The sequence below is a fragment of the Pseudomonas sp. NPDC086581 genome (assembly GCF_044746165.1).
Taxonomy (GTDB): domain Bacteria; phylum Pseudomonadota; class Gammaproteobacteria; order Pseudomonadales; family Pseudomonadaceae; genus Pseudomonas.
This window is the reverse complement of record NZ_JBIVBR010000009.1, coordinates 48,124-72,191: the sequence shown is the minus strand read 5'-3', so window position 1 is coordinate 72,191 and position 24,068 is coordinate 48,124. Positions and strand designations below refer to the sequence as shown.

Genomic DNA, 24,068 nt, shown 5'->3' with positions numbered 1-24,068 from the left:
CGCCTGCTTCTGTCGTCGGGCGCGCTACTTCAGGGTTGACCGAATAGTGGCCGGCGCCTGCTGTGCAAAACAGCGGCAGATCGCGCGGGAAAAACCGGATCAGATGTGCCCCGCGCCTGCCCCGTCGGGGCTGCGACCGGTTGCCGCAACAAGCCCGATCAGCCGCCCCATCGCGCAGCAAGCCAGACCGCCAGCAGCGCGGGGCGGAGCGTTTTCAGCCATCTGATACGGTTTTTTCCGACGAACCTGAATCTGTTTCGGGTGCAGACCGATTCGTACAGTCGCGGCGCCTCTTCTGCCTGATGGGCCACGACAATGAACGAAAGAATTCAAGCGAAGATCATCGAGATCGACGCACCGCAACGTTTCACCCCGCCGCCAAAACCGCTGTCGGCGGTGACCCCGACGGTCTACACCAAGCGCTTCGCCGGGCGCTTCCGCGACCTGCGGCGCCTGGGCGGCGGCCTGCTGTTTCTGTTGTTCTTCGGCACCCTGTGGCTTACGTGGAACGGCCGCCAAGCGGTGCTCTGGGACCTGCCCGAGCGCAAGTTCTACATCTTCGGCGCGACCTTCTGGCCGCAGGATTTCATCCTGCTCTCGGCGATCCTGATCATCGCCGCCTTCGGCCTCTTCTTCATCACGGTGTTCGCCGGCCGCGTCTGGTGCGGCTACACCTGCCCGCAGAGCGTGTGGACCTGGATCTTCATGTGGGCCGAGCAGGTCACCGAGGGCGACCGCAACCAGCGGATGAAGCGCGACGCCGGCCCGGTCAGCGCCGAGAAGGTCTTGCGCAAGGGCGCCAAGCATGGCCTCTGGCTGCTGATCAGCCTGGTTACGGCGATCACCTTCATCGGCTACTTCACCCCGGTTCGCCCGCTGGTGGCGGACCTGTTCACCCTCAAGCTGGACCTGGAAAGCACCTTCTGGGTCGCCTTCTTCGCCGCCGCCACCTACGCCAACGCGGGCTGGCTGCGCGAGCAGGTGTGCATCCACATGTGCCCGTATTCGCGCTTCCAGAGCGTGATGTTCGACAAGGACACGCTGATCATTTCCTACGACGCGGCGCGCGGTGAATCCCGTGGCGCGCGCAAGAAGGACGCCGATCCCAAAGCCCTCGGCCTGGGCGACTGCATCGACTGCCACCAGTGCGTGCAGGTCTGCCCTACTGGTATCGACATCCGCGACGGCCTGCAGATTGCCTGCATCGGCTGCGCCGCCTGCATCGACGCCTGCGACTCGGTGATGGACAAGATGGGCTACGACCGCGGCCTGGTGCGCTACACCTCGGAAAGCGCGCTGGAAGGCGGCAAGACCCACCTGCTGCGCCCACGCCTGATCGGCTACGCGGCGGTCCTGCTGGTGATGATCGGCGCCTTCGTCTGGGCGCTCGAAGCAAGGCCGCTGATCAACCTCGATGTGGCCCGCGACCGTGGCCTGTTCCGCGAGAACGCCGCCGGCGAGATTGAGAACATCTACAACCTCAAGCTGATCAACAAGACGCAGCAGCCGCAGCATTACCAGCTAAGCCTCGCCGATGGCGCCGGCTACCGCCTGCAAGGCGTGCCGGAGCTGATGCTGCAGCCAGGCGAGATCCGCGACTTCGCCGTCTCGGTGGCCAGTGAGGCGCAGAGCAGTGCCGGGGGTTCGGTGCCGCTGCACTTCAGGGTCAGCGACGGCAACGAAGAGATCGACGCCGCCAGCACCTTCGTCTCGCCGAGGCGCTGAGCATGGCACGGGAGCTTGGCGTGACCTCGGCGCAGCGCCTAGAGTGGGCGGATTCTTCCGCCCCTCAGGCTGCCGTGCAGGACAAGATGAAGCGCTACGAGAAATTCGCCGACGAGATCGCCGGCCTGATCCGCAGCGGCGTGCTCGCCCCCGGCCAGAAAGTCCCCTCGGTGCGGCACGCCAGCCGCACCTATGGGGTCAGCGCTTCCACGGTGTTCCAGGCCTATTACCTGCTGGAGGATCGCGGCCTGATCGTCGCCCGCGCGCGCTCGGGCTATTTCGTCCGCGAGCACGTGCAGCGTGCCCTGGCCGAGCCGGAGATTGCCCGCCACGACGCGCAAACCACCGAGGTGGACGTCAGCGAACTGGTGTTCTCGGTACTCAGCTCGATCAAGGACCCGGACACCGTGCCCTTCGGCTCGGCCTTCCCGGCGCCGGAACTGTTCCCCCTGCCGCGCCTGGCGCGCTCCATGGCCCACGCCGTGCGCGACATGGACCCGCGCTCGGTGGTCGCCGACCTCGCTCCCGGCAGCCACGCGCTGCGCCGGCAGATCGCCCTGCGCTACATGGTCGGCGGCATGCCGCTGCCGGTGGAAGAACTGGTGGTCACCAACGGCGCGCTGGAAGCGCTGAACCTCTGCCTGCAGGTGGTCACCCAGCCGGGCGACCTGGTCGCCATCGAAGCCCCGGCCTTCTACGCCAGCCTGCAGGTGCTCGAACGTCTGAAACTCAAGGCGGTGGAAATCCCTGTCCACCCGCGCGAAGGCATCGACCTGGATGTGCTTGCCGACAGCCTCGCGCGCCTGCCGATCAAGGCCTGCTGGTTCATGAGCAACTTCCAGAACCCGCTGGGTGCGAGCATGGCCGAGGACAAGAAGCGCGCCCTCGCCGCGCTGCTGGCCCAGCATCAGGTACCGCTGATCGAGGACGACGTCTACGCCGAACTGTACTTCGCCGCCCAGGCGCCCAAACCGGTGAAGGCCTTCGACAGCGAAGGGCTGGTGATGCACTGCAGTTCCTTCTCCAAGAGCCTCGCGCCGGGCTACCGGGTCGGTTGGGTCGCCGGCGGGCGCTACGCCGAGCAGATCGAGCGACTCAAGCTGATGACCAGCCTGTCCGCCTCGGTGCCGGCCCAGGCGGCCATCGCCGACTACCTGCAGCACGGCGGCTACGACCGCCACCTGCGCAAGCTGCGCCACGCGCTGGAAAGCCAGCAGCACGCGATGCTCGCCGCCGTGGCCCGGCACCTCCCCGCCGCCACCCGCGTCACCCGGCCCAGCGGCGGCTACTTCCTGTGGCTGGAGCTGCCCGAGCACATCGACGCGCTCAAGCTGTTCCAACTCGCCCATGCCCAGGGCATCAGCCTCGCGCCAGGGCCGATCTTCTCGGCGACGCGGCGCTTCGGCCACTGCCTGCGATTGAACTATGGCCACCCGTGGACCACGGCGAGCGAACAGGCCATGGAAACACTCGGTCGGATCATTCATTCGTTGTAGGGCGCGTGCCGAGGGACTGATCCGCACATTCGGAAACCTTCTGTACCTATGCGGCAAGTTGTCGCAGGAATAGTCTGTCAGGCAGGAAAACCCGGACGAGGGAAGCTGCCATGGATGCGGAAGGCTTGATGATCCTGCTCACAGTGAGCGCCGCGCTCGGCGTGCACCTGTGGGTGCGCTGGTACCTGCGGCGCGGAATGCTGCCGCGCGGGGAGCCGTGGCTGGCGTGAGAACACCGACATGCTGAAGATGAACGCCCTGGTGCCGGAGCTGATCGTCGCGGACCTGACGAGAAGCCTGCACTTCTACTGCGAGGTGCTCGGTTTCGCCATCGAGTACCAGCGCCGCGAAGACGACTTCGCTTTTCTTTCCTTTGGCGACAGCCAGCTCATGCTGGAGCAGGACTGGCATTCCGACTCGCCATGGAGCGTGCGCCCACTGGACCCACCACTGGGACGAGGCATTAACTTCTCCATCCGCTGCCCCGATATTCAGGCGCTGGTGAGTTCACTGAACGAGGCGCGTATCTCGCTACGCAAACCCGTTGAGGAGCGCTGGTACCGGCAGGACGAACAGTTGTACGGGGAGCGCAATTTCCTCGTCCAGGACCCGGACGGCTACCTGTTACGCTTCGCCCAGAGCCTTGGATCGCGGCCGCTGCCAGCCGACTGATTTCGCTACGGCCGATACAGATGCGCATGCCCCGCGCTGTACAGCGACGAATCGGCAAACCCCTCCGCCCCCAGCACCTTGCCCACCAGGATCAGCGCGGTGCGCCGGAAGCCCTTGGCGTGTGCCTTGGGCAGGATGTCGCCGAGGGTGCCGGTGACCTGGTCCTGGTCCGGCCAACTGGCGCGATGGATCACCGCGATGGGGCAGTCCGCGCCGTAGTGCGGCAGCAGTTCGGCGACGATGTTCGCCAACTGGCCGACGCCCAGGTGAATAGCCAGGGTCGCTCGGTGCTGCGCCAGTTCCGCCAGCGACTCGCCTTCGGGCATGCGCGTCTTGCTGGCGTAGCGGGTGAGGATCAGTGTCTGGGAGATGTCCGGCAAGGTCAGCTCGCAACCCAGAATCGCCGCGCAGGCGGAAGTCGCGGTGACGCCGGGGACAATCTCGTAGGCGATACCCAACTCACGCAGGTGACGGATCTGCTCGCCGATGGCGCCGTACAGCGAGGGGTCGCCGGAGTGCACCCGCGCCACATCCTTGCCCTCGCCGTGAGCCTGGGTCAGCAGCGCTACGATCTCCTCAAGATTCAGCTCGGCGGTATTCACCACGCGCTCCGCGCTGTGCCCTTCCAGCACGGCCGGCGGCACCAGGGAACCGGCGTAGAGGATCACCGGGCAGTTGCGGATCAGCCGCTGGCCCTTGACCGTGATGAGCTCGGGATCGCCGGGGCCGGCGCCGATGAAGTAGACCGTCATGACGGCTCCTGTGCGGATTCGACGGGGATGAAAGCGAGTGCGCAGGTGGCCTGCTCGCTGCGGCGCTTGCCCATCAGCAGGCGTGCCGGCGCACCACCTTGCGCCTCGGCCTGCAGCAATGCCGCCGCTTCGGCCACGCTCGCACTGCCGGTGGCCGCGCGCACGGTTTCGGAAGGGTCGCCCAGGCGCTTCTCGCAGGCCGCGAGCTGTTGCGGCGTGAACAGCGCCAGCGGCAGGTCGAGCGCGGCAGCCAGGGCCGTCAGCCCGTCTTCGTCAGCCTTCAGCGTGGCGCTGGCCAGCGCGGTGAGGTTCGACTCGTCGAGCCCCGCTTCGGCCAATGTTTCTCGCAGCAGCGCACGCAGTTCGTCGAGCGGGCAGCCCCGGCGGCAACCGAGGCCGGCAACCAGTGTCATGGTCGCTCTCCTTGAAGATCAAAATAAAAACCCCGCAGACGGCCGAACCGGCTGCGGGGTCGAGCATAGCGCGTGGATCAGGCCGATGGCGCGAAGCGGCGGAACAGCCAGGCCGCGACCAGGCCGAGCGCCACCCAGAACACCGCGTTGGTGACCAGCGAGGCGATGATGAACTCGTGGGCCAGGCTTTCCGGCGCGAGGCTGGAATGGACCTCCGGCTGCGGCGCGCCGATTACGTGCGGCACCACCAGCAACGCGAGGCCGACGATGCGCAGCGCCCAGTGGCGGCCGAACACCAGCAAAGCAAGACCAGCGGCGGTGGCGGCAGCGGTGCCGATCCACCAGGTCTGCCGCAGGCTCAGGTCGGCGGCGGCCGTGCCAGGGACCTCCGGCGGCAGGCCGAGGGACGGCGCCAGGGTGAACACGGCGAAACCGGCCAGCCCCCAGAACAGGCCCTCGGAGACCCTGCCCGGTTCGCGCAGGGTGAACAGGCCGGCCAGCATCAGGGCGAAGCCCACCGCGACCACCAGGTTGCCGCCGGTGGTGGAAATAATGCGCTGCCAGCCGTCTTCCGGCTCCCAGGCTTCCGCATCATGGTGATGACCCGCAGCAGCGCCGTCGGCGTGCTCGTGGGCGTGCTCCTCGACCAGCACGGCGGCCGGTTCGGATTTCTCATAGGTTTCCGCCTTGAGGATCAGCGGGGATACCCACAGCAGCTGGACCAGGGTCAGCACCAGCGCCGCGATCAGACCGGCGAAACCGGCGGTCTGGGCGATACGTTTGATCATTGCAGTTCTCCGGACAAGACGAGGCTACGAACGCGGCGAACCAGCGATCGCGAGTACCTCGAATCCGCTGCGCTTACGCGCAGGCGGCGCACATCAATGGCAGGGGAAACCGGCGCTATGGCGGGTGTCATGGGCGGCGTTGTGCACCGCGTCGATGTGCGAGAAACCGGCGAAATACACCAGCAGCGCACCGAGCAGGCTGGCGCCGACGGCCAGGCTGATACGCTTGGAAAGGGGGATGGAAGTGCTCGACGCGTGCGTCAGGATGCTGCTGGACATGAACGTTCCCTCTGAAGATCAAAGAAAGAGAACGCAGAGGTTGAACGCATTCGAACGCGCCCGAACGGTCGCGCCACGGCCTGCGCCCGCCCACCGCGGGTTTGCCAAAAACGAAGAATTCCAGGCCGGTCTCCGGGCTTGCGACGCCAGCGAAAACTCTTCGCTGGATGGGTCAGCCTTCCCATGCCTTGGCACAGTGGCTACTGACGACCCTCGATGCGCTTACCGTTGCGGGGGCAGCGCCGGACTGGTCCTTGCGGACGCACCGGCTTCCCGTTTCACCTCGCGCGTGGCGCGAGACACCTGAAACCGCGCAAGCAGACCACGGCCGCCGGCAGGCGTCAACCGATCCCCGGCGATTGACCGCCCCGGCCGCGCTGCGTAGCCTTCCTCCCTTCGAGGTTCTCCGGCACTGGCCGGAGCTAAGAGGGAACGTGGAAATCTTCGGATGCGCCACGGCTGCCCCCGCAACTGTGAACAGCCTGTTCTTTCACACGCCACTGCCGACCAAGGCGGGAAGGCGAAAGAACACGAAAGGGCTGTGAGCCAGGAGACCTGCCTCGAGCAGCATCAAGACAACCGGGCGGGGTGATCCGGTGGCGACCTTCGTTGCGCGGCGAACCCGCGCGCGCGCCCTTCATCCGCCCTCCAATTTCGCTTGCGAGGCGCGCATGAAAACCCTGGCCAAACTCCCCGTCACCATCGTTACCGGCTTCCTCGGCGCCGGTAAGACCACCCTGCTCCGCCATATGCTGGACAACGCCGAAGGCCGCCGCATCGCGGTGATCGTCAACGAATTCGGCGAGCTGGGCATCGACGGCGAAATCCTCAAGCAGTGCTCCATTGGTTGCAGCGAAGAAGAAGCGGTCGGCCGCGTCTTCGAGCTGGCCAACGGCTGCCTGTGCTGCACCGTGCAGGAAGAATTCTTCCCAGTAATGCGCGAACTGGTAGCGCGCCGTGGCGACCTCGACCAGATCCTCATCGAGACCTCCGGCCTGGCCCTGCCCAAGCCGCTGGTACAGGCCTTCCAGTGGCCGGAAATCCGCAACGCCTGCACCGTGGACGCGGTGATCACCGTGGTTGACAGCCCGGCCGTGGCCGCCGGCACCTTCGCCGCCCACCCCGAGCAGGTGGACGAGCAGCGCAAGCAGGACCCGAACCTGGACCACGAATCGCCGCTGCACGAACTGTTCGAAGACCAGTTGGCCAGCGCCGACCTGGTGGTGCTGAACAAGGCCGACCTGCTGGACGCCGAAGCGCTGGCCCGCGTGCGTGCCGAGGTCGCCGAAGAGCTGCCGCCGGCGGTGAAGATCGTCGAAGCCAACTCCGGCCAGCTGCCGCTCTCGGTGCTGCTGGGGCTGAACGCCGAAGCCGAGCTGCACATCGACAGCCGCCCGACCCATCACGACCACGAAGGTCATGAAGACCACGACCACGACGAGTTCGACTCCTTCCATGTCGACCTGCCGGAAGTGGAAGAACGCGCCCTGCTGGACGCACTGAACGCGCTGGTCGAGCGCCACGCCGTGCTGCGCATCAAGGGCTTCGTCGCCATCCCCGGCAAGCCCATGCGCCTGCTGGTACAGGGCGTCGGCAAGCGCTTCGACAAGCACTTCGACCGCGCCTGGCGCAGCGACGAAACCCGCGGCACCCGCCTGGTGGTGATCGGCCAGGAACTGGACCAGGCCACCATCGCCAACGAGCTGCGTACCGCCCTGGCGTAACACTGCTTTTCGTAGGAGCGAGCTTGCTCGCGAACGGCCTCGCAGCGGGGTTTGGTTCGCGAGCAAGAGCTAGGCGCCCCCGCTCCTAAAAGAGCACTCACACCGAGCAAGCCCATGCACCTGCTGCGCACCCAACCCGGCGGCTTCGTCCCCGACGACGGCATCGCCCACCTGGCCCAGACGCCCGCCGAGCTGGTGATCCTCTGCAGCGGCGATTCGCACCTGGCGCTGCTCGCCGAGGCGGCGCGCGAGCTGCCGGAGGACTACCCGAGCCTGCGCCTGGCCAACCCCATGCAGCTGCAGAACCATGCCTCGGTGGACCTCTACGTCGACGAGGTGCTGCAGCACGCCAAGGTCGTCCTGATCTCGGTGCACGGCGGCGTCGGCTACTGGCGCTATGGCATGGAGCAACTGGCGGCGCTGGCCGAGCGCGGCGCCACGTTGATCGCGGTGCCGGGCGACGACAAGCCCGACCCCGAACTCAGCGCCCTGTGCAGCGTCGCGCCGGCGGACGCCGAGCGCCTCTGGCAGTACCTGCGCCAGGGCGGCATGGACAACGCCCGGCAGTTCTTCGCCTGCCTGGCCAGCCGTCACCTGCAACGCGACTACGCCTGGAGCGAGCCGCAGATCTTGCCGCGTGTGGCGGTTTATCACCCGCAGACTGGCAGCAGCGACCTCGCCCGCTGGCAGGCCGACTGGAACCCCGAGTGCCCGGTCGCCGCGCTGCTGTTCTATCGCACCCACCTGCAGGCGGCGAACACCGGTTTCATCGACACCTTCTGCGAACGCCTGCAGGCCCAGGGCATCAACCCGCTGCCCATCGCCGTCGCCAGCCTTAAGGAAACGGCCTGCCTGGACGCGGTGGAAACCCTGCTCGACAGCGCGGACGCCGAGCTGATCATCAACACCACCGGCTTCGCCCAGACGAACCCGGACGCGCCGCAGGACCGACCGTTCAGGCGCGACGTGCCGGTGCTGCAAGCCATCTGCTCGCTGGACAATCACGACCTCTGGCGCGCCAACCCGCAGGGCCTCGGCCCACGCGACCTGGCCATGCACATCGCGCTGCCGGAACTGGACGGCCGCATCATCACCCGGCCGATCAGCTTCAAGGGTCTGGCGTGGCGCAGCGAGCGCAGCCAGAGCGACGTGGTCTGCTACCTGCCGCACCTGCCAGGCATGGACTTTGTTGCCGAGTTGGCGCGGCGTTGGATGCTGCTTTCGCGCAAGGCCAACGCCGACAAGCGCGTGGCGCTGATCCTGGCGAATTATCCAACCCGTGACGGACGCATCGGCAACGGTGTCGGCCTCGACACGCCGGCCGCCGCGCTGAACATCCTGCGCGCGCTGGAAGCTCAGGGTTACCCGGTCGCCGGCCTGCCCGATTCCGGCACGGCGCTGATCCAACAATTGCTCGGCGGGGTGAGCAACGACCTCGACAGCCTCGACCTGCGACCCTGCGCACAGAGCCTGGCGCTGGACGACTACCTCGCCTGCTTCGCGCGCCTGCCCGAAGCCAACCAGCTGGCGGTACGCGAACGCTGGGGCGAACCTCAGCAGGACCCGATGTTCCGCAGCGGGCGGATGATGGTCGCCGGCCTGCGCTTCGGACTCGGCTTCGTCGGCATCCAGCCGGCGCGCGGCTACCAGCTCGACGCGGCGGCGATCTACCACGATCCGTCGCTGGTGCCACCCCACGGCTACCTCGCCTTCTACTTCTGGCTGCGCGAGGTGTTCGGTGCCGACGCGGTGGTCCACGTCGGCAAGCACGGCAACCTCGAATGGCTACCGGGCAAGGGTGTCGGGCTTTCCGAGGAATGCTGGCCGGATGCGATCCTCGGCCCACTGCCCAACCTCTACCCGTTCATCGTCAACGACCCTGGCGAAGGCGCGCAGGCCAAGCGCCGCGCCCAGGCGGTGATCATCGACCACCTGATGCCGCCGCTGACCCGCGCGGAAAACTATGGCCCGCTGCGCGACCTCGAACGCCTGGCGGACGAGTACTACGACGCCTCCCTGCTGGACCCGCGCCGCGCCACCGAACTGCGCGGCGACATCCTCACACTGGTGCGCGAAACCTCTCTGGACTGCGAGTTGGGCCTGCAGCTGAGGGACGATGCGGACAGCTGGCTGCCCCAGCTGGACGCCTACCTGTGCGATCTCAAGGAATCGCAGATTCGCGATGGCCTGCATGTGTTCGGCGAATCGCCAGCCGGCGACTTGCGCCGCGATACGTTGCTGTCGCTGGTGCGCATCCCGCGTGGCGATGGGCGCGGCGGCAACGCCAGCCTGCTGCGCGCACTGAGCGAGGATCTGCGGCTGGGACGCGACCCGTTGAATGAGGCTTTCGCCGAGGCGTGGGAAGGCCCGCGCCCCGACGTGCTGCTCGCGGTAAGCGACGAGCCATGGCGCAGCAACGGCGACACCCGCGAGCGCCTGGAGCTGTTCGCCCTGCGCCTGATCGACGGCCTCGTCAGTGCGCCCGGCAGCGCCAGCGCGGCAGTCCTCACGCAACTTCACCAGCAGATCGCACCGCCCCTGGACGCCTGCGGCGCCAGCGAAATCGGCCATCTGCTCGCCGGCCTCGACGGCCGCTTCGTCCCGCCCGGCCCCAGCGGCGCGCCCAGCCGCGGGCGGGTCGACGTACTGCCCACCGGGCGCAACTTCTTCACCGTGGACGTGCGCAACCTGCCCACGCCCACCGCCTTCCGCCTCGGCTTCCAGTCGGCCAGTCGGCTGCTCGAACGCCACATGCAGGACCACGGCGACCACCTGCGCCAGCTCGGCCTGTCGGTGTGGGGCACGGCGACCATGCGCACCGGCGGCGACGACATCGCCCAAGCGCTGGCACTGCTCGGCGTGCGCCCGGTGTGGCAGGCCGGCAGCCAGCGAGTGGAAGACTTCGAGATCCTGCCGATCAGCCTGCTCGACCGCCCACGGGTCGACGTGACGCTGCGGGTCTCGGGCTTCTTTCGCGACGCCTTCGCCAACCTGATCCGCCTGTTCGACGCCGCCGTGCAGGCCGTCGCCGCGCTGGATGAGCCGGACGACCTGAACCCGCTGGCCGCCCGCGTGCGCGCCGACCAATCACGTTTGCAGTCCGAGGGATTGGCGCTGGACGAAGCCCGCCGCCAGGCCGGCTGGCGCATCTTCGGCGCGCAGCCCGGCGCTTACGGCGCCGGCGTGCAGGGCGTGATCGAATCACGCCAGTGGGACAGCCGCGCCGACCTCGCCGAGGCCTACCTGAACTGGGGCGGCTACGCCTACGGCGCCAGCGACGACGGCACGCCAGCGCGCGAGCGTTTCGCCCAGCGCCTGTCCGGCCTGCAGGCGGTGCTGCACAACCAGGACAACCGCGAGCACGACATCCTCGATTCCAACGACTACTACCAGTTCCAGGGTGGCATGCTCGCCGCCGCCGAGGTCATCCAGGGCCAGTCGCTGGCCAGCTACCACGGCGACCACAGCCAGCCGGACAACCCGCGCATCCGCACCCTGAAGGAAGAACTCGGCCGTGTGGTGCGCGCCCGCGCGGTGAACCCGAAATGGATCGCCGGCATGAAGCGCCACGGCTACAAGGGCGCCTTCGAACTGGCCGCGACGGTGGACTACCTGTTCGCCTTCGACGCCACCAGTGAACTGGTGGACGACCATCAGTACCGCCTGCTGGCCGACGCCTACCTGCTGAACGACGACACCCGCGAGTTCATCCGCCAGCACAATCCCGAAGCCCTGCGCGACATCGCCGAACGCCTGGTGGAAGCGCAGCAGCGCGGGTTGTGGGAAGAGCCGGGGGAGTATCGCGAGACGCTGGAGAATCTGCTGGTGGACAGCGAGGAGCATTGAGGGATTACACGCTCTCGTAGGATGGCGTGGAGCGAAGCGATACCCATCTATCCCAGGCTCCGCGCACAGCACAAACTGTAGGAGCAAGCTTGCTCGCGAACCCGCCTCCGCCATGGGGCAATGTTCGCGAGCAAGCTCGCTCCTACGTAAAGCTGCAGACGCTCGACATCAACCCCGGCGCAGCCGCTCCGCCGCATTCAGCAACAGCGCCTCGGTGCCGCTCCAGCCCAGGCAGCCATCGGTTATCGAGACACCGTAGCGCAGCTCTCCGGACAACGGCTGGCAGCCGTCGAACAGATGACTCTCCAGCATCACGCCACGCAGCGAGGCATCGCCGGCCACGCGCTGGTCGAGCACGCTATCCAGCACCGCCGGCTGGCGCAGCGGGTTCTTGCCGCTGTTGGCGTGGCTGCAGTCCACCATGATGCTCGGATCGAGACCGAGCTTCTCCAGCCCCTGGCGAATCTGCTGCACGCTGGCCGCGTCGAAGTTCGGGCCGGCATGACCGCCGCGCAGCACCAGCTGGGTGTCCGGGTTGCCCTGGGTCTGCACCAGCGACGGGCGCCCCAGCGCATCGATGCCGAAGTGCTGGTGCGGGTGCGCCGCCGAGCGCATGGCGTCGGTGGCGATACCGATGCTGCCGTCTGTGCCGTTCTTGAAGCCCACCGGCAGATCGAGGCCACTGACCATCTCGCGATGTACCTGGGATTCGCTGGTGCGCGCGCCGATGGCGGCCCAGCCCAGCAGGTCGTCGAAGTAGCCGGCCACCAGCGGTTGCAGCAGTTCGGTGGCGATCGGCAGGCCGCGCTCGAGCATGCCCAGCATCAGCCGGCGCGACAGCTCCAGGCCGCCGGCCATGTCGCCGCTGCCGTCGAGCTGCGGGTCGTAGACCAGGCCTTTCCAGCCGATGGTGGTGCGCGGTTTTTCAACGTAGGCACGCATCACCAGCAACAGCTGGTCGCTCACCTGCGGCGCCAGTTCGGCGAGGCGGTCGGCGTATTCGAGGGCGGAAACGGGGTCGTGCAGCGAGCAGGGGCCGATCACGACCAGCAGGCGCGGATCGCGGCCATCGAGGACGGCGCGGATCGCCTCGCGACCTTCGCGGACGCGATGGGCCATGGCGGCGGACAGCGGCAGGCGCTGGCGCAGTTCGGCAGGGCTCGGCAGCGGCTGTTCGCGGCGGCGGGCGGAGGGCAGCGGGAGGTCGAGGACTTCGGCGGAGGCTGCGTGTTCGGGGCGGATCAGGGCGGAGGTGGAAGCGTTCATCTGACTGGCATCCTTGGCCGGCGCGGTGGTTTCTCCGCGCTCGGCGCTCTATCTAAGTGTTCGTGGCAAGGCTCGTTGGGTGGCGCGCAGCGCGCTGCTAAATCGCCAGTCGGAGTTGCGGTAATAGCGGTAATCGGTGGTGTAGGCGGTCATGTCTGGATCCTCTGTCTGAGCGTTTTGGCTCGGTGCTATGCGTTGGCCTTGTGGGCCTTGAAAACAAAAAACCCCGGTCGGGTTGCCGACCGGGGTTTCGTGAATCTGTCTGGTTGGCGACCCTGCTTGCTAGGGCGCCTGTGGGGTATCAGGCGCGCCTTTGGCTAAACCAATACCCATAGAAGAAATAGCCGGCAGCAGCAGCCAAGACCTGCGCGCGAACGACCGCGGAGCCAATGGCACCGAGGCGGGCGAGGGACTGGATGGACAGGCTGGACGGCATGATGTTCTCCGTGGAAGTGGAGCCAAGGTACTGCATCGCGCAGCGCCGATCAATGACTTGAATCTATCGATCTGATGGACATTGGTCGCACCTCCTACACCCGGTTCGCTACCATGCACGGACGAAATCCGCAGGAAATCCCCATGAGCGCCCTTCCCCATTTCCCACTGGCAGCCGTCGTCGGCGCCGATGAGCTGAAGCTGGCCCTGTGCCTGACGGCCATCGATCCGGCCATCGGCGGCGTGCTGATCGAAGGGCCACGCGGCATGGCCAAGTCCACCCTGGCGCGCGGCGTCGCCGACCTGCTGGACGGCGGGCGCTTCGTCACCCTGCCGCTGGGCGCCAGCGAGGAACGCATCGTCGGCACCCTCGACCTGGACGCGGCGCTGGGCCAAGGCCGCGCGCAGTTCTCCCCCGGCGTGCTGGCCCACGCTCACGGCGGCGTGCTCTACGTGGATGAAGTGAACCTGCTGCCCGACCACCTCGTCGACCTGCTGCTCGACGTGGCCGCCAGTGGGGTCAACCTGATCGAGCGCGACGGCCTGTCCCACAGCCACCCCGCGCGCTTCGTACTGATCGGCACGATGAACCCCGAGGAAGGCGAGCTACGGCCGCAGCTGCTGGACCGTTTCGGCCTCAAGGTGCAACTGGAAGGGGCGCCCGCACCGACCGAGCGCGCCGAGATCGTCCGCCGCCGCCTGGCTTTCGATGCCGATCCGCAGGCATTCCTCGCACAATGGCTGGAGGCACAGCGGGCCCTGCAACAACGCTGCAGCGAGGCGCGCCAGCAACTGACTGCGATCCCCCTGGACGATGCCGCGCTGGAGACCATCGCCGAGCGCTGCCATGCCGCCGGCGTCGACGGCCTGCGCGCCGACCTCGTCTGGCTGCGCGCCGCCCGCGCACATGCCGCCTGGCGGGGGGCAAGCGCCATCGAGGCGCAGGACATCGATGCGGTCGAGCACTTCGCCCTCGCCCATCGCCGCCGCCACGCGCCGCCGCAATCAAGCACTCCACCGCAGTCACCATCGAGCCAACCCCAGGCACCCTCCAACGCCTCCCACGGCGAAGGCCAATGGGGCGAACTGCCCGCGCAGAGCGTCGCCATGGGCGAACGCCGGCAACTGACGGGCTGGCCAAAAAAGCCCTGAGCATCCGCCCGCGCCAGGCCCCAGGCGCGGATGCCACCCCCCGACCCGGCCAGCTCGCCGGCGGCCGCAGCGGCGCCCGCCAAACGGGCGCGCACGGCCGTATCGACTGGCCCGCCACCCTGCGCAACGGCCGCCCGCAACGCCGCGCCGACCTGGTGCTGCGCGCCCGCAGCCGCCAGCCCGGCGAACTCTGGCTGGTGATAGTCGACGCCTCCGCCAGCACCCGCCGTCACGGCGCCCTCGCCCAGGCCAAGGGCCTGCTCGCCGACACCTTCGAACGGGCCTACCGGCAACGCGCACGCCTCGCCGTGTTGCATGCCACGGGCGCACAACCGCGCTGGTTGTGGCAGGGCCAGAAGGTTTCGAGTCAGTTGCAGGAATGGCTGGAGCAACTCGGTGCCGGCGGTGGCACCCCGTTGATCGAGGCGCTGCAGCAGGCGCGCGAGTGGCTGGACCAGCGCCAGCGACAGAAGCCGGGCGAGAGTCAGCGTCTGCTGGTACTGACCGACGGCCGCCTGGGCCACTGGCCGGCGCTGCAGCCACTGAACTGCCCGACGGTGCTGGTGGATATCGAAGGCGGAGCCGTGCGGCTGGGCAGGGCCAGGAAGCTGGCGGAAGAGCTTGGCGCCGACTATCGGCCGATCGGCGACCTTTCGGCGAACGGTCGTTAAAAGCCCCGCACACTAACCTTCTCCCGCAAGCGGGAGAAGGGACTGTTCCGTGCAGTCCAAGGGGCCGGAGTTAGCCGGCTAGCACCGATACAGCATCTCACCCCGAACGGCCCCCTCTCTCCTCGGGAAAGGACTGGGGTGAGGCGCATTCATCGCGTGGAGACATTCCGAATCACGGTTCCCCATTACGCCCATGCAACAGGAACCCGGGCCGCTCGCTCAGGCGCTCGTAGTACGCCGCAACCGCCGGTAGTTCCGGGCGCTGCATGGGCGTCAGGTACCAGCGGTTCACCGACAGGCCGAGCACAACATCCGCAAGGCTGAAGCAGGCACCAGTAGCGAACGCGCCGGTGCGTTCCAGTTGCCGATCCAGCAGGGCCATGCAGTGGTTCCACTGTGCCTCGCTCAGGGCAATCGCGGACTCGTCGGTGTGGCTCGGGCTGTTACGCACCCTGGCCATGAACGCGTAGCGCCAGGCGTTGTTCAACTCGGTGGCCTGCCAGCCCATCCACTGCTCCACCAGCGCCCGTTCGCGCGGTGACGTCGGCAGCAATTCGCCCTGGGGATACTGGGTGGCGAGGTAGCCACAGATGGCGTTGGATTCCCAGAGCACGAAGTCGCCGTCGACCAGGACCGGCACCATGGCGTTGGGGTTGAGTGCAATGAATTCCGCCGAGGCGGTGGAGCGGAAGCCCGTGCCCCAGTCTTCCCGTTCGTAGGGCAGGTTCAGCTCGGCGCAAGTCCAGAGCACCTTGCGCACGTTGATCGATGAAGCGCGGCCGAGGATTCGCAGCATGGTGTCACTCCCTGTGAAAACCGGGGCCCAGCATAGAGGCTGGTGGGGCGGCGGAGAAGCGCGATCTTGACGCGATGCCGAGCTTGCCCGCGAAACGCTACGAAGCTGTGAACACTTGCTAAGCGGGACGTTCCGTCAATCCGCGGCGAGGGGCCCAAGCGCCTGCCAGAGAGACTCGACACTGTCGAACTCGCGGTCCACCGCTGGCAACGCCGGCCGCGCCAGGATCAGCACCGGCACGCCACACTCGCGTGCAACCTGCAGCTTCGGCTCGGTGGCCTGGCTGCCGCTGTTCTTGCTCACCAGCACGTCGGTGCCCAGGCGGGCGAACAGCTTACGCTCACCATCGAGAGTGAACGGCCCGCGCGCGCCGAGCACTTCGGCGCGCTCGTTGCCGGGCAGGCTCTGCAGGCAGCGCACCGTCCAGTGTTGATGCTGGGGAATGTCCTCGAGGTGCTCCAACGGCTCGCGGCCCATCGTGAACAGCGGGCGGCGAAAATCATTCAGTGCCGAGATCAGTGCCGGCCACCCTGCCACCTCGCGCCAGTCGTCATCGATACCGGCCTGCCAACCGGGACGACGCAGCGCCCAACAGGGCACGCCGGCGAGTTGTGCGGCGCGGGCGGCGTTGGCGCTGATCTGCGCGGCATAGGGATGGGTGGCATCGAGCAGCAGGTCGAAACCGCGGTCGCGGATGTAGTCCGCAAGGCCTTCGGCGCCGCCGTATCCACCGACGCGCACCTCGCAGGCGAGGTCGTCCGGCACCTTGCCCAGACCGGCCAGGCTGTACAGGTGTGGCGGCCCGAGTCGACGCGCAATGGTCAGCGCCTCGCCGATGCCGCCCAGCAGGAGCACCCGTTTCATCGCACCTCCAGCGCTTCGCCCACCAGATTGCCCTGGCGGTCGATGGCGAAGACTTCCAGCGTCACTTCAGCGGGTACGATGCGCCGGGCAAAGGTCAGCGCGCGGGCGCAGACGGCATCACCGAGGGCAACGCCTTCGGCGCGACACAATGCCAGCGCTTGCTGGCTGGTGTTGGCTTCGCGCATGCGCTGTTGCAGCTCCTCCGACGCGCCAATTTCGGCCGCCCACTCCGCCAGCTGCGGCAGGTCGATGCTGGAGTGGCGGCTGTGCAGGTCCATATGGCCGGCGGCCAGCTTGCTGATCTTGCCGAAGCCGCCGCAGATGCTGAAACGCTCCACTGGCACCTTGCGCAGGTGCTTGAGCGCCGCGCCGGCGAAGTCGCCCATCTCGATCAGCGCGGTGTCGTCGAAGCCGTAGCGACGGCGCATGGCGTCCTCGCTGGCGTTGCCGGTGCAGGCGGCGAGATGACGGAAGCCGTTGGCGCGGGCGACGTCGATGCCCTGCTGGATCGATGCGATGTAGGCCGAACAGGAGAACGGTCGGACAATGCCGGTGGTGCCGAGGATCGACAGGCCGCCGAGGATGCCCAGGCGCGGGTTCATGGTCTTGAGCGCCAGCTCGGCGCCCCCCTCGACGTGGATCGTGACCTCAAAGCCGCCGGCGTAGCCGCACCCGGCCGCCAGTGCAGCGAGGTTGCCCTGCATCATCTGCCGCGGCACCGGGTTGATCGCCGGCTCGCCCACCGCCAGCACCAGCCCCGGTTTGGTGACGATGCCAACGCCCTCTCCCGCGTGGAAGCGCACACCGGGTTCAGCGCTCAGGGCGACGCGGGCGAAGACCAGCGCACCGTGGGTCACGTCCGGGTCGTCGCCGGCATCCTTCAGCGTGCCGGCTTCGGCACCCTCGGCGGTGAGCCGGCAGAACTCCAGGCGCAAGGTCGCACTGCGCTCCTTGGGCAGGACGATCTGCGCAGCGTCCAGCGTTTCACCGGTGAGCAGCAGACGCGCGGCGGCCAGGCTGGTGGCGGTGGCGCAGCTGCCGGTGGTGTAACCGCTGCGCAGCGGGCGGGGTTCTTCCGGAGTCTCTTCGCGCATCGTCAATCGGCCAGGGGCTTGCGCACTTCCAGCAGGGTGATCGGCAACGCCGCGCGCCAGGTATCGAAGCCGCCCAGCGGCTGGGCCTGGGACACCGACAGGCGGGTCAGTTCGCCGCCGATGCGGGCGCGCCAGCTGAGCAGCATGGATTCGCTCTGCAGGGTGACCGCGTTGGCGACCAGCCGGCCGCCGGGCTTGAGTTGCTCCCAGCATTGCTCGAACACACCAGGCAGGGTCACACCGCCGCCGATGAAGATCGCATCGGGGCGCTCCAGACCCTGCAAGGCTTCCGGCGCGGCACCGCAGACCAGTTGCAGCGCCGGCACGCCAAGGGCGTCACGGTTGAAGCGAATGTGCTCCTGGCGCCCGTCGTTGGCTTCGATGGCCAGCGTGCGGCAGCTCGGATGTGCGCGCATCCATTCGATGCCGATGGAACCGCAACCGGCGCCGACATCCCACAGCAGCTCACCGGGCTTCGGCGCCAGCCGCGCCAGGGTTACGGCGCGAACATCGCGCTTGGTCAGTTGGCCGTCATGGCGGTAGACCTCGTCCGGCAGGCCGGTGGTCAGCGGCAGGCGAACAGCGTCAGCACCCGCCACGCATTGCACCGCAACGAGATTCAGCGCGGCGGTCTCGCTCGGCGACCAGTCGCTGGCGAGTCCGTCGATGCGTCGCTCCACCTCGCCGCCCAGGTGCTCCAGCACGCTGAGGCGACTCGCGCCGAAACCCCGTTCGCGCAGCAGCGCAGCGATGGCCGCCGGGCTGCTGCCATCGTTGCTGAGGATCAGCAGCTTCGCGCCGTCGTGGATCTGCGCATTGAGTGCCGCCAATGGGCGCGCCACCAGCGACAGCAGCGTGCAGTCCTGCAACGCCCAGCCCATCCGCGCGGCAGCGAGCGAAGCGGAAGACGGCGCGGAAAGTACGAGCATTTCCTCGGACGGAATCTGACGGGCAAGGCTTGCGCCGACGCCGAACAGCATCGGGTCGCCGCTGGCCAGCACGCAGGTCGGCTCACCGCGTCGACGCAAGACCGGCTCCAGGCTGAACGGGCTCGGCCAGGCCTGGCGACGGGCGCCCAGGCAATGCGGCAGTAACTCCAGCTGGCGTGGCGCGCCAATCACTTCGCTGGCGGCGAGCAGGGCGCGGCGCGCGGCCTTGCCGAGGCCGGCATAGCCGTCCTCGCCGATGCCGACAATGGTCAGCCAGGGCGTCATGAAATGTCCTCAGGGGTGCGACGATCGATCCGACGGGCAGGCTTTTCCTGCCTCCGAACAAAGCAGGCATAATACCCGCTTCGTCGGTGCTCGTAGGACGCTTCGCCTTTTGCGGTGAAGTTTCTCAGAGCCGAAGAGGGAACACGGTTAAGCCGTGGCTGCCCCCGCAACTGTAAGCAGCGAGTCCGCGCAATGCGGCGACACGAGAACGACGTTCCGTGCCGCCGGCCAGGCCACTGGGCAACCGGGAAGGCCGCGCTGGATGAGGACCTGCCAGCCAGGAGACCTGCCGACGAAACCAGTCGCGCGTGCAGACATCGAGCGGGGTGTATCGGTGTCGTGAAGTCCCCTTTGGGGGATTCGCAGGTCACCGCGATCCAGCCCTGGTGACCACCGTGCAAGACCCTTCAGCCCTGCCCGTCCGTCCGCATGCCTGCCCCGGCCTGCTGCGCATCGTGGCCTCCCGCGATGGGGGCATCTGCCGCCTCAAGCTGCCTTGCGGGCAACTCGACGCCAACGCCGCGCGCGCCATCGCCCTGGCGGCCGAACGGCATGCAGACGGCGTGCTCGAAGCGACCAACCGCGCCAACCTGCAAATTCGCGGCGTACATGCCGGCGCCGAAAATGCGCTGAGCCGTGAACTGCTGGCCGCCGGCCTCGGCCCGCGTGAGCTGGCTTCGGACGACGTGCGCAACCTGCTGGTCAGCCCGGCGCTCGGCCTGGACACTGGCAGCGCGTTCGACGCGAGCCCGCTGGCCCGCCAGCTGCTCGACCTGCTGGAGCACACCCCGCGCTTCCACGGCCTGTCGCCCAAGTTCGGCATCCAGCTGGACGCCGGCGAAACGCTGGCGATGCTGGAACACCCCAACGATCTCTGGCTTTCGGCCATGTCCGACGGTGCCGCGCCGCTGTTCGCCTTCGGCCTGGCCGGCTGCCCACCGCAGCGCGAGACCGATCGCCCTGCTCTCGCCGCCGTCAGCGCCGAACAGGTACCGCTGCTGGTGGAAACTCTGCTGCACCTGTTCCTCGATCTTGCCGGCGACGGCCAGACGCGCATGCGCCACCTGCGCGAGATGCTTCGCGATGAAGTGCTGCTGGAGCGCCTGCAGCAACGCCTGCCCTTCCCGCTGCAACTCGGAGCGGCTGTGGATAACTGGCGACGTCCTGCGCCGCAGGCTTTCGGCCATCTCGGAATTCAGCCCCAGCGTCAGCCGGAACGGGTCATGGTCGGCGCGGGATTCGTCCTCGGACGCCTCGACAGCACCACCCTGTTCGGCCTCGCGGATCTTGCCGAGCGCTTCAGCGTCGGACAGCTGCGTCTGACGCCCTGGCAAAGTCTGATCCTCCCTGGCGTGGCACAAACCGATGCCGCCGTCGTGCTCGGCGCGCTGGCCAACCTCGGCCTGGTGATCGACGCCGCGCAGCCGCTGTCGCGCCTCGTCGCATGCAGCGGTTCCAGCGGTTGCGCCCGTGGGCTGGCCGACACTAAGGCCGATGCGCTGCGCCTGGCCGAGCGCCTGCGCCACGCACCGCCGGCCGGTGTACACCTGTGCGGCTGCCCGCGCTCCTGCGCCGCCGCCCACGTCGCCCCTTACACCCTGCTGGCCGTCGCCGACGGCCGCTATGACCTGTTCCGTCGCGCCGATGGCGTGGCCGGCTTCGGCCAGCCAGTGGCGCGCAACCTTTCCCTCGATGCCGCCGGCGACCTGCTGGCCGCACCCGGAGCCCTCACCGATGCTTGATTACATTCGCGACGGCCAGGCGATCTACCGCCAGTCCTTCGCCACTATTCGCGCCGAAGCCGACCTGTCCGGCATTCCCGCCGACCTCGAGAAACTCGCCGTGCGGGTGATCCACGCCTGCGGCATGGTCGACGTCGTGCAGGACCTGCACTTCTCCGCCGGCGCCGGGGCCATCGGCCGTGCGGCGCTGGCCGCTGGCGCACCGATCCTCTGCGATGCGCGGATGGTCGCCGAGGGCATCACCCGCGCGCGCCTGCCGGCCCACAACGAGGTGATCTGCACCCTCAACAATGCAGACGTACCCGACCTCGCCCGCGAACTGGGCAACACCCGCTCGGCGGTGGCGCTGGAGCACTGGCGCGAGCACCTGGAAGGCAGCGTGGTGGTGATCGGCAACGCGCCGACCGCGCTCTTCTACCTGCTGGAAATGCTCGATGCCGGCGCGCCGAAACCGGCGCTGATCCTCGGTTTCCCGGTGGGCTTCGTCGGCGCCATGGAGTCCAAGGACGCCCTCGCCGCCGACAGCCGTGGCGTGCCCTACGTGATCGTCCGCGGTCGCCGTGGCGGCAGCGCGATGGCCGCCGCCGCAGTGAACGCCCTGGCCACGGAGGTGGAGTGATGACCGGCCGCCTCATCGGCCTGGGCGTCGGCCCGGGCGACCCGGAATTGCTGACCCTCAAGGCCCTGCGCCTGCTGCGCGCCTCCCCGGTGATCGGCTATTTCGTGGCCAAGGCCAAGCACCACGCCGGCCAGGGCGGAAACGCCTTCGCCATCATCGAGCAGCACCTGCTCGATGAGCAGCAACGCCTGCCGCTGGTCTACCCGGTGACTACCGAGAAGCTGGAGCCACCGCTGACCTACGAAGGCGTGATCAGCGACTTCTATGACACCGCTGCCGAGCAGGTGGCGATGCACCTGGATGCCGGCCGCGACGTGGCGGTGATCTGCGAGGGCGACCCGTTCTTCTACGGCTCCTACATGTACCTGCATGACCGACTTTCAGAGCGGTACGACACCGAAGTCGTACCCGGCGTCTGCTCGATGCTCGGCAGTGCGGCGGTGCTCGGCGTGCCGCTGGTGTACCGCAACCAGAGCCTGTCGGTGCTCTCCGGCGTGCTGCCCGAAGACGAACTCAAGCGCCGCCTGGCCGACGCCGATGCGGCGGTGGTGATGAAGCTCGGCCGCAACTTCGACAAGGTTCGCCGCGTGCTGCGCGAGCTGGGCCGTGACGGCGGCGCCCACTACGTCGAGCGCGCAACCATGCGCGAGCAGCGCATCGTCGCGCTGGACGACGTGGACCCGATGGCCTCGCCGTATTTCTCGATGATCGTCATCCCCGGCCAGCGGTGGAACGGCTGATGCGCGCTGCCATCGTCATTCTCGGCCAGGGTGCGCTGGCTACGGCGCGACGCCTGCAGGGCGTTTATCCACAGGCGCGTGTGCTGGGTCTGAAAGACCGTGTCGAAGGCGCCGATGAATCCTACGCAAACTTCGGCGAAACCCTGCGCCAGCTCTACCGCGACGATACCCCGATCATCGCCCTGTGCGCGGCAGGCATCGTCATCCGCACCCTCGCGGCAGTGCTGGTCGAGAAAGGCGCGGAGCCGCCGGTTCTGGCAGTCGCCGAAGACGGCAGCGCGGTGGTGCCGCTGCTCGGCGGGCTCGGCGGGGTGAACCGCATGGCCCGCGAGCTGGCCGCTGCGCTGGAGGTGACGCCCGCCATCACCACCAGCGGCGAACTGCGTTTCGGTGCCTGCCTGCTCGACCCGCCACCGGGCTATGCGCTGGCGGATATCGAACAGGGCAAGCGCTTCGTCTCCGACCTGCTGGGGGGCGACACCCTGCGCATCGAGGGCTACGCGCCCTGGCTGGAGGAACTGGACCTGCCGCTGGCCGACGACGCCGCGCACACCCTGCGTATCGATGCGCGCGTCGTGGGCATCGCGCAGAACGAGCTGCGCATCCATCCGCGCCTCGTCCTCGCCCACGTCACGCTGGTGGACTCGCAACTGCCCGAGCGCATTCGCCAGGGCCTGGCGCAGGCCGGGCTGGCCGAGGCGTCGCTGGCCGCGCTGGTGGCGCCGCGCTGCCGCATGGCCGATCCGGCGCTGGCGGAGGCCGCCCGTGAGCTGGGCGTGCCACTGCGGTTCATCCACAGCGACGATGAGTTGCCGCCGGCTGTGTTGCATGGCGACTCCTTCCATCTGCACCGCACCGCCACGCCAGCTGAAGCCCAAGGCATCGGTCAGCCGCGCGGACGACTCAGCGTGATCGGTCTGGGCCCCGGCGCCAGCGACTTCATGATCCCCGCCGTGCGCCGCGCGCTGGACGAAGCCCAGGACCTGCTCGGCTACGAGACCTACGTGAAGATGGCCGAGCCGTTGCGCGACGACCAGGTGCGCCACTGCACCGACAACCGCGAGGAAATGCAGCGCGCCCGTCATGCCTTCGAACTGGCCGCCAGCGGCCGGCGCGTGGTGGTGATTTCCTCCGGCGACCCCGGCGTGTTCGCCATGGCCGCCGCGGTGATGGAAGCCCTGCACGAGAGCAGCGACCCGCATTGGCATGGCGTGGAGCTGGAGGTACTGCCGGGCGTGTCTGCTGCGCTGGCGGCTGCCGCCAAGGCCGGTGCGCCGCTGGGGCATGACTTCTGTCTGATTTCCCTGTCGGACAACCTCAAGCCCTGGGACACCATCGAAAAGCGCCTGCACCATGCCGGCGCCGCCGACCTGGCCATGGCCTTCTACAACCCGATCTCCAGGGCACGCCCCTGGCAACTGGGACGCGCGCTGGAAATCGTCCGCCGCCACCGCACGCCGGAAACCCTGGTGGTGCTCGGCCGCGATATCGGCCGCCCGGCGGAAGCCCTGCGCGTCGTTACCCTCGGCGAACTGGTGCCGGAGATGGTGGATATGCGCACCCTGGTAATCATCGGCTCGTCCCTGACCCGGCGCTTCCCCCGCGCTGGCGGTGGCGACTGGGTGTATACGCCACGCTGGTATCGCTGACAGCTCTAACGCCGATAGCGACCGTTGGCGTCCACGTAGGATGGCGTGAAGCGATACCCACCCTACGAAGCTCCATCCTGGAATTTAGCGCCAGGAATTGCCCTCTCCCACAGGGAGAGGGCTGGGGTGAG

The 24,068-nt window shown here is 68.1% G+C and carries 21 protein-coding genes and 3 riboswitches; of the genes, 11 read left to right on the top strand and 10 right to left on the bottom strand.

The genetic code is table 11. The features are described from left to right. Positions 1–315 precede the first annotated feature (315 nt). The 3 genes from ccoG (at position 316) to ACIPK7_RS18660 (ending at position 3,893) form a co-directional block, all read left to right on the top strand. Positions 316–1,725: a cytochrome c oxidase accessory protein CcoG gene (ccoG, locus tag ACIPK7_RS18670; protein ID WP_401089442.1), complete on the top strand. Its 1,410-nt coding sequence runs from the start codon at positions 316–318 to the stop codon at positions 1,723–1,725. A gap of 86 nt (positions 1,726–1,811) precedes the next feature. Further along, positions 1,812–3,221, top strand: coding sequence for a GntR family transcriptional regulator MpaR (gene mapR, locus ACIPK7_RS18665; RefSeq protein ID WP_401089740.1), 1,410 nt, complete (start codon positions 1,812–1,814; stop codon positions 3,219–3,221). A gap of 240 nt (positions 3,222–3,461) precedes the next feature. Further along, a complete protein-coding gene (locus ACIPK7_RS18660; protein ID WP_192435012.1) occupies positions 3,462–3,893 on the top strand; it encodes a VOC family protein in 432 nt (143 codons plus the stop codon). 5 nt (positions 3,894–3,898) lie between these two features. Here the strand turns inward: ACIPK7_RS18660 and cobM are convergent, their stop codons facing one another. The 4 genes from cobM to ACIPK7_RS18640 all read right to left on the bottom strand — a co-directional run bounded on the left by cobM (position 3,899) and on the right by ACIPK7_RS18640 (position 6,125). Next, on the bottom strand, positions 3,899–4,645 hold the full coding sequence (cobM, locus tag ACIPK7_RS18655) for a precorrin-4 C(11)-methyltransferase (protein ID WP_192435014.1): 747 nt from the start codon (positions 4,643–4,645) through the stop codon (positions 3,899–3,901). Then, positions 4,642–5,058 (bottom strand): cobalamin biosynthesis protein, encoded by a 417-nt coding sequence (locus ACIPK7_RS18650; protein WP_401089440.1) that lies wholly within the window; start codon positions 5,056–5,058, stop codon positions 4,642–4,644. The genes cobM and ACIPK7_RS18650 overlap by 4 nt, the downstream gene beginning before the upstream one ends. A gap of 77 nt (positions 5,059–5,135) precedes the next feature. After that, positions 5,136–5,846, bottom strand: coding sequence for a CbtA family protein (locus ACIPK7_RS18645; RefSeq protein ID WP_401089438.1), 711 nt, complete (start codon positions 5,844–5,846; stop codon positions 5,136–5,138). 93 nt (positions 5,847–5,939) lie between these two features. Next, positions 5,940–6,125: a CbtB-domain containing protein gene (locus ACIPK7_RS18640; RefSeq protein WP_192435021.1), complete on the bottom strand. Its 186-nt coding sequence runs from the start codon at positions 6,123–6,125 to the stop codon at positions 5,940–5,942. A gap of 105 nt (positions 6,126–6,230) precedes the next feature. Beyond that, a riboswitch (cobalamin riboswitch) is annotated at positions 6,231–6,447 on the bottom strand. Positions 6,448–6,507: 60 nt separating this feature from the next. Then, positions 6,508–6,703: riboswitch (cobalamin riboswitch) on the top strand. Positions 6,704–6,796: 93 nt separating this feature from the next. On the opposite strand from ACIPK7_RS18640, the gene cobW reads away from it, so the two are divergent. Together cobW and cobN are read left to right on the top strand one after the other, a co-directional pair. Further along, positions 6,797–7,849: a cobalamin biosynthesis protein CobW gene (cobW, locus tag ACIPK7_RS18635; protein WP_253453645.1), complete on the top strand. Its 1,053-nt coding sequence runs from the start codon at positions 6,797–6,799 to the stop codon at positions 7,847–7,849. A 114-nt stretch (positions 7,850–7,963) separates the two neighbouring features. Beyond that, a complete protein-coding gene (gene cobN, locus ACIPK7_RS18630; protein WP_401089435.1) occupies positions 7,964–11,695 on the top strand; it encodes a cobaltochelatase subunit CobN in 3,732 nt (1,243 codons plus the stop codon). Positions 11,696–11,863: 168 nt separating this feature from the next. Here the strand turns inward: cobN and ACIPK7_RS18625 are convergent, their stop codons facing one another. Both ACIPK7_RS18625 and ACIPK7_RS18620 read right to left on the bottom strand, forming a co-directional pair. Then, a complete protein-coding gene (locus ACIPK7_RS18625) occupies positions 11,864–12,961 on the bottom strand; it encodes a 3-deoxy-7-phosphoheptulonate synthase (RefSeq protein ID WP_401089433.1) in 1,098 nt (365 codons plus the stop codon). Positions 12,962–13,262: 301 nt separating this feature from the next. Further along, positions 13,263–13,397 (bottom strand): hypothetical protein, encoded by a 135-nt coding sequence (locus ACIPK7_RS18620; protein WP_275610006.1) that lies wholly within the window; start codon positions 13,395–13,397, stop codon positions 13,263–13,265. A gap of 143 nt (positions 13,398–13,540) precedes the next feature. Between ACIPK7_RS18620 and ACIPK7_RS18615 the strand changes: the two genes are divergently transcribed. Together ACIPK7_RS18615 and ACIPK7_RS18610 are read left to right on the top strand one after the other, a co-directional pair. Further along, positions 13,541–14,548 (top strand): ATP-binding protein, encoded by a 1,008-nt coding sequence (locus ACIPK7_RS18615; protein WP_401089431.1) that lies wholly within the window; start codon positions 13,541–13,543, stop codon positions 14,546–14,548. Continuing rightward, positions 14,473–15,219, top strand: coding sequence for a VWA domain-containing protein (locus ACIPK7_RS18610; RefSeq protein WP_401089429.1), 747 nt, complete (start codon positions 14,473–14,475; stop codon positions 15,217–15,219). The genes ACIPK7_RS18615 and ACIPK7_RS18610 overlap by 76 nt, the downstream gene beginning before the upstream one ends. A gap of 172 nt (positions 15,220–15,391) precedes the next feature. Here the strand turns inward: ACIPK7_RS18610 and ACIPK7_RS18605 are convergent, their stop codons facing one another. From ACIPK7_RS18605 to cbiE, 4 genes are all read right to left on the bottom strand, one after another. Continuing rightward, complete coding sequence (locus ACIPK7_RS18605) at positions 15,392–16,015, bottom strand: glutathione S-transferase family protein (protein WP_401089427.1); 624 nt, start codon at positions 16,013–16,015, stop codon at positions 15,392–15,394. Between the two features lie 135 nt (positions 16,016–16,150). Next, on the bottom strand, positions 16,151–16,879 hold the full coding sequence (locus ACIPK7_RS18600; RefSeq protein WP_401089425.1) for a cobalt-precorrin-6A reductase: 729 nt from the start codon (positions 16,877–16,879) through the stop codon (positions 16,151–16,153). Beyond that, positions 16,876–17,973, bottom strand: coding sequence for a cobalt-precorrin-5B (C(1))-methyltransferase (locus ACIPK7_RS18595; RefSeq protein WP_401089423.1), 1,098 nt, complete (start codon positions 17,971–17,973; stop codon positions 16,876–16,878). Before ACIPK7_RS18595 ends, ACIPK7_RS18600 begins: the two co-directional genes overlap by 4 nt. A 2-nt stretch (positions 17,974–17,975) precedes the next feature. Beyond that, complete coding sequence (gene cbiE, locus ACIPK7_RS18590; protein WP_401089421.1) at positions 17,976–19,187, bottom strand: precorrin-6y C5,15-methyltransferase (decarboxylating) subunit CbiE; 1,212 nt, start codon at positions 19,185–19,187, stop codon at positions 17,976–17,978. 67 nt (positions 19,188–19,254) lie between these two features. Beyond that, a riboswitch (cobalamin riboswitch) is annotated at positions 19,255–19,496 on the top strand. A gap of 77 nt (positions 19,497–19,573) precedes the next feature. Here cbiE and cobG point away from each other — a divergent pair. From cobG to cobJ, 4 genes are read left to right on the top strand one after another with little or no spacing between them, the layout of a single operon-like run. Beyond that, positions 19,574–20,929: a precorrin-3B synthase gene (gene cobG / locus ACIPK7_RS18585; RefSeq protein WP_192435041.1), complete on the top strand. Its 1,356-nt coding sequence runs from the start codon at positions 19,574–19,576 to the stop codon at positions 20,927–20,929. Continuing rightward, positions 20,922–21,548 (top strand): precorrin-8X methylmutase, encoded by a 627-nt coding sequence (locus ACIPK7_RS18580; RefSeq protein WP_192435043.1) that lies wholly within the window; start codon positions 20,922–20,924, stop codon positions 21,546–21,548. Before cobG ends, ACIPK7_RS18580 begins: the two co-directional genes overlap by 8 nt. Then, positions 21,548–22,288 (top strand): precorrin-2 C(20)-methyltransferase, encoded by a 741-nt coding sequence (locus ACIPK7_RS18575; RefSeq protein WP_081517091.1) that lies wholly within the window; start codon positions 21,548–21,550, stop codon positions 22,286–22,288. The genes ACIPK7_RS18580 and ACIPK7_RS18575 overlap by 1 nt, the downstream gene beginning before the upstream one ends. Next, entirely contained in the window at positions 22,288–23,937 is a 1,650-nt protein-coding gene (cobJ, locus tag ACIPK7_RS18570) for a precorrin-3B C(17)-methyltransferase (protein WP_401089418.1), read from the top strand. Before ACIPK7_RS18575 ends, cobJ begins: the two co-directional genes overlap by 1 nt. Positions 23,938–24,068: the final 131 nt, after the last annotated feature.

Excerpts from the sequence above, each read along its gene's own strand:
- ccoG (WP_401089442.1), top strand. The coding sequence starts at position 316 with ATGAACGAAAGAATTCAAGCGAAGATCATCGAGATCGACGCACCGCAA.
- mapR (WP_401089740.1), top strand. The coding sequence starts at position 1,812 with ATGAAGCGCTACGAGAAATTCGCCGACGAGATCGCCGGCCTGATCCGC.
- ACIPK7_RS18660 (WP_192435012.1), top strand. The coding sequence starts at position 3,462 with ATGCTGAAGATGAACGCCCTGGTGCCGGAGCTGATCGTCGCGGACCTG.
- cobM (WP_192435014.1), bottom strand. The coding sequence starts at position 4,645 with ATGACGGTCTACTTCATCGGCGCCGGCCCCGGCGATCCCGAGCTCATC.
- ACIPK7_RS18650 (WP_401089440.1), bottom strand. The coding sequence starts at position 5,058 with ATGACACTGGTTGCCGGCCTCGGTTGCCGCCGGGGCTGCCCGCTCGAC.
- ACIPK7_RS18645 (WP_401089438.1), bottom strand. The coding sequence starts at position 5,846 with ATGATCAAACGTATCGCCCAGACCGCCGGTTTCGCCGGTCTGATCGCG.
- ACIPK7_RS18640 (WP_192435021.1), bottom strand. The coding sequence starts at position 6,125 with ATGTCCAGCAGCATCCTGACGCACGCGTCGAGCACTTCCATCCCCCTT.
- cobW (WP_253453645.1), top strand. The coding sequence starts at position 6,797 with ATGAAAACCCTGGCCAAACTCCCCGTCACCATCGTTACCGGCTTCCTC.
- cobN (WP_401089435.1), top strand. The coding sequence starts at position 7,964 with ATGCACCTGCTGCGCACCCAACCCGGCGGCTTCGTCCCCGACGACGGC.
- ACIPK7_RS18625 (WP_401089433.1), bottom strand. The coding sequence starts at position 12,961 with ATGAACGCTTCCACCTCCGCCCTGATCCGCCCCGAACACGCAGCCTCC.
- ACIPK7_RS18620 (WP_275610006.1), bottom strand. The coding sequence starts at position 13,397 with ATGCCGTCCAGCCTGTCCATCCAGTCCCTCGCCCGCCTCGGTGCCATT.
- ACIPK7_RS18615 (WP_401089431.1), top strand. The coding sequence starts at position 13,541 with ATGAGCGCCCTTCCCCATTTCCCACTGGCAGCCGTCGTCGGCGCCGAT.
- ACIPK7_RS18610 (WP_401089429.1), top strand. The coding sequence starts at position 14,473 with ATGGGGCGAACTGCCCGCGCAGAGCGTCGCCATGGGCGAACGCCGGCA.
- ACIPK7_RS18605 (WP_401089427.1), bottom strand. The coding sequence starts at position 16,015 with ATGCTGCGAATCCTCGGCCGCGCTTCATCGATCAACGTGCGCAAGGTG.
- ACIPK7_RS18600 (WP_401089425.1), bottom strand. The coding sequence starts at position 16,879 with ATGAAACGGGTGCTCCTGCTGGGCGGCATCGGCGAGGCGCTGACCATT.
- ACIPK7_RS18595 (WP_401089423.1), bottom strand. The coding sequence starts at position 17,973 with ATGCGCGAAGAGACTCCGGAAGAACCCCGCCCGCTGCGCAGCGGTTAC.
- cbiE (WP_401089421.1), bottom strand. The coding sequence starts at position 19,187 with ATGACGCCCTGGCTGACCATTGTCGGCATCGGCGAGGACGGCTATGCC.
- ACIPK7_RS18580 (WP_192435043.1), top strand. The coding sequence starts at position 20,922 with ATGCTTGATTACATTCGCGACGGCCAGGCGATCTACCGCCAGTCCTTC.
- ACIPK7_RS18575 (WP_081517091.1), top strand. The coding sequence starts at position 21,548 with ATGACCGGCCGCCTCATCGGCCTGGGCGTCGGCCCGGGCGACCCGGAA.
- cobJ (WP_401089418.1), top strand. The coding sequence starts at position 22,288 with ATGCGCGCTGCCATCGTCATTCTCGGCCAGGGTGCGCTGGCTACGGCG.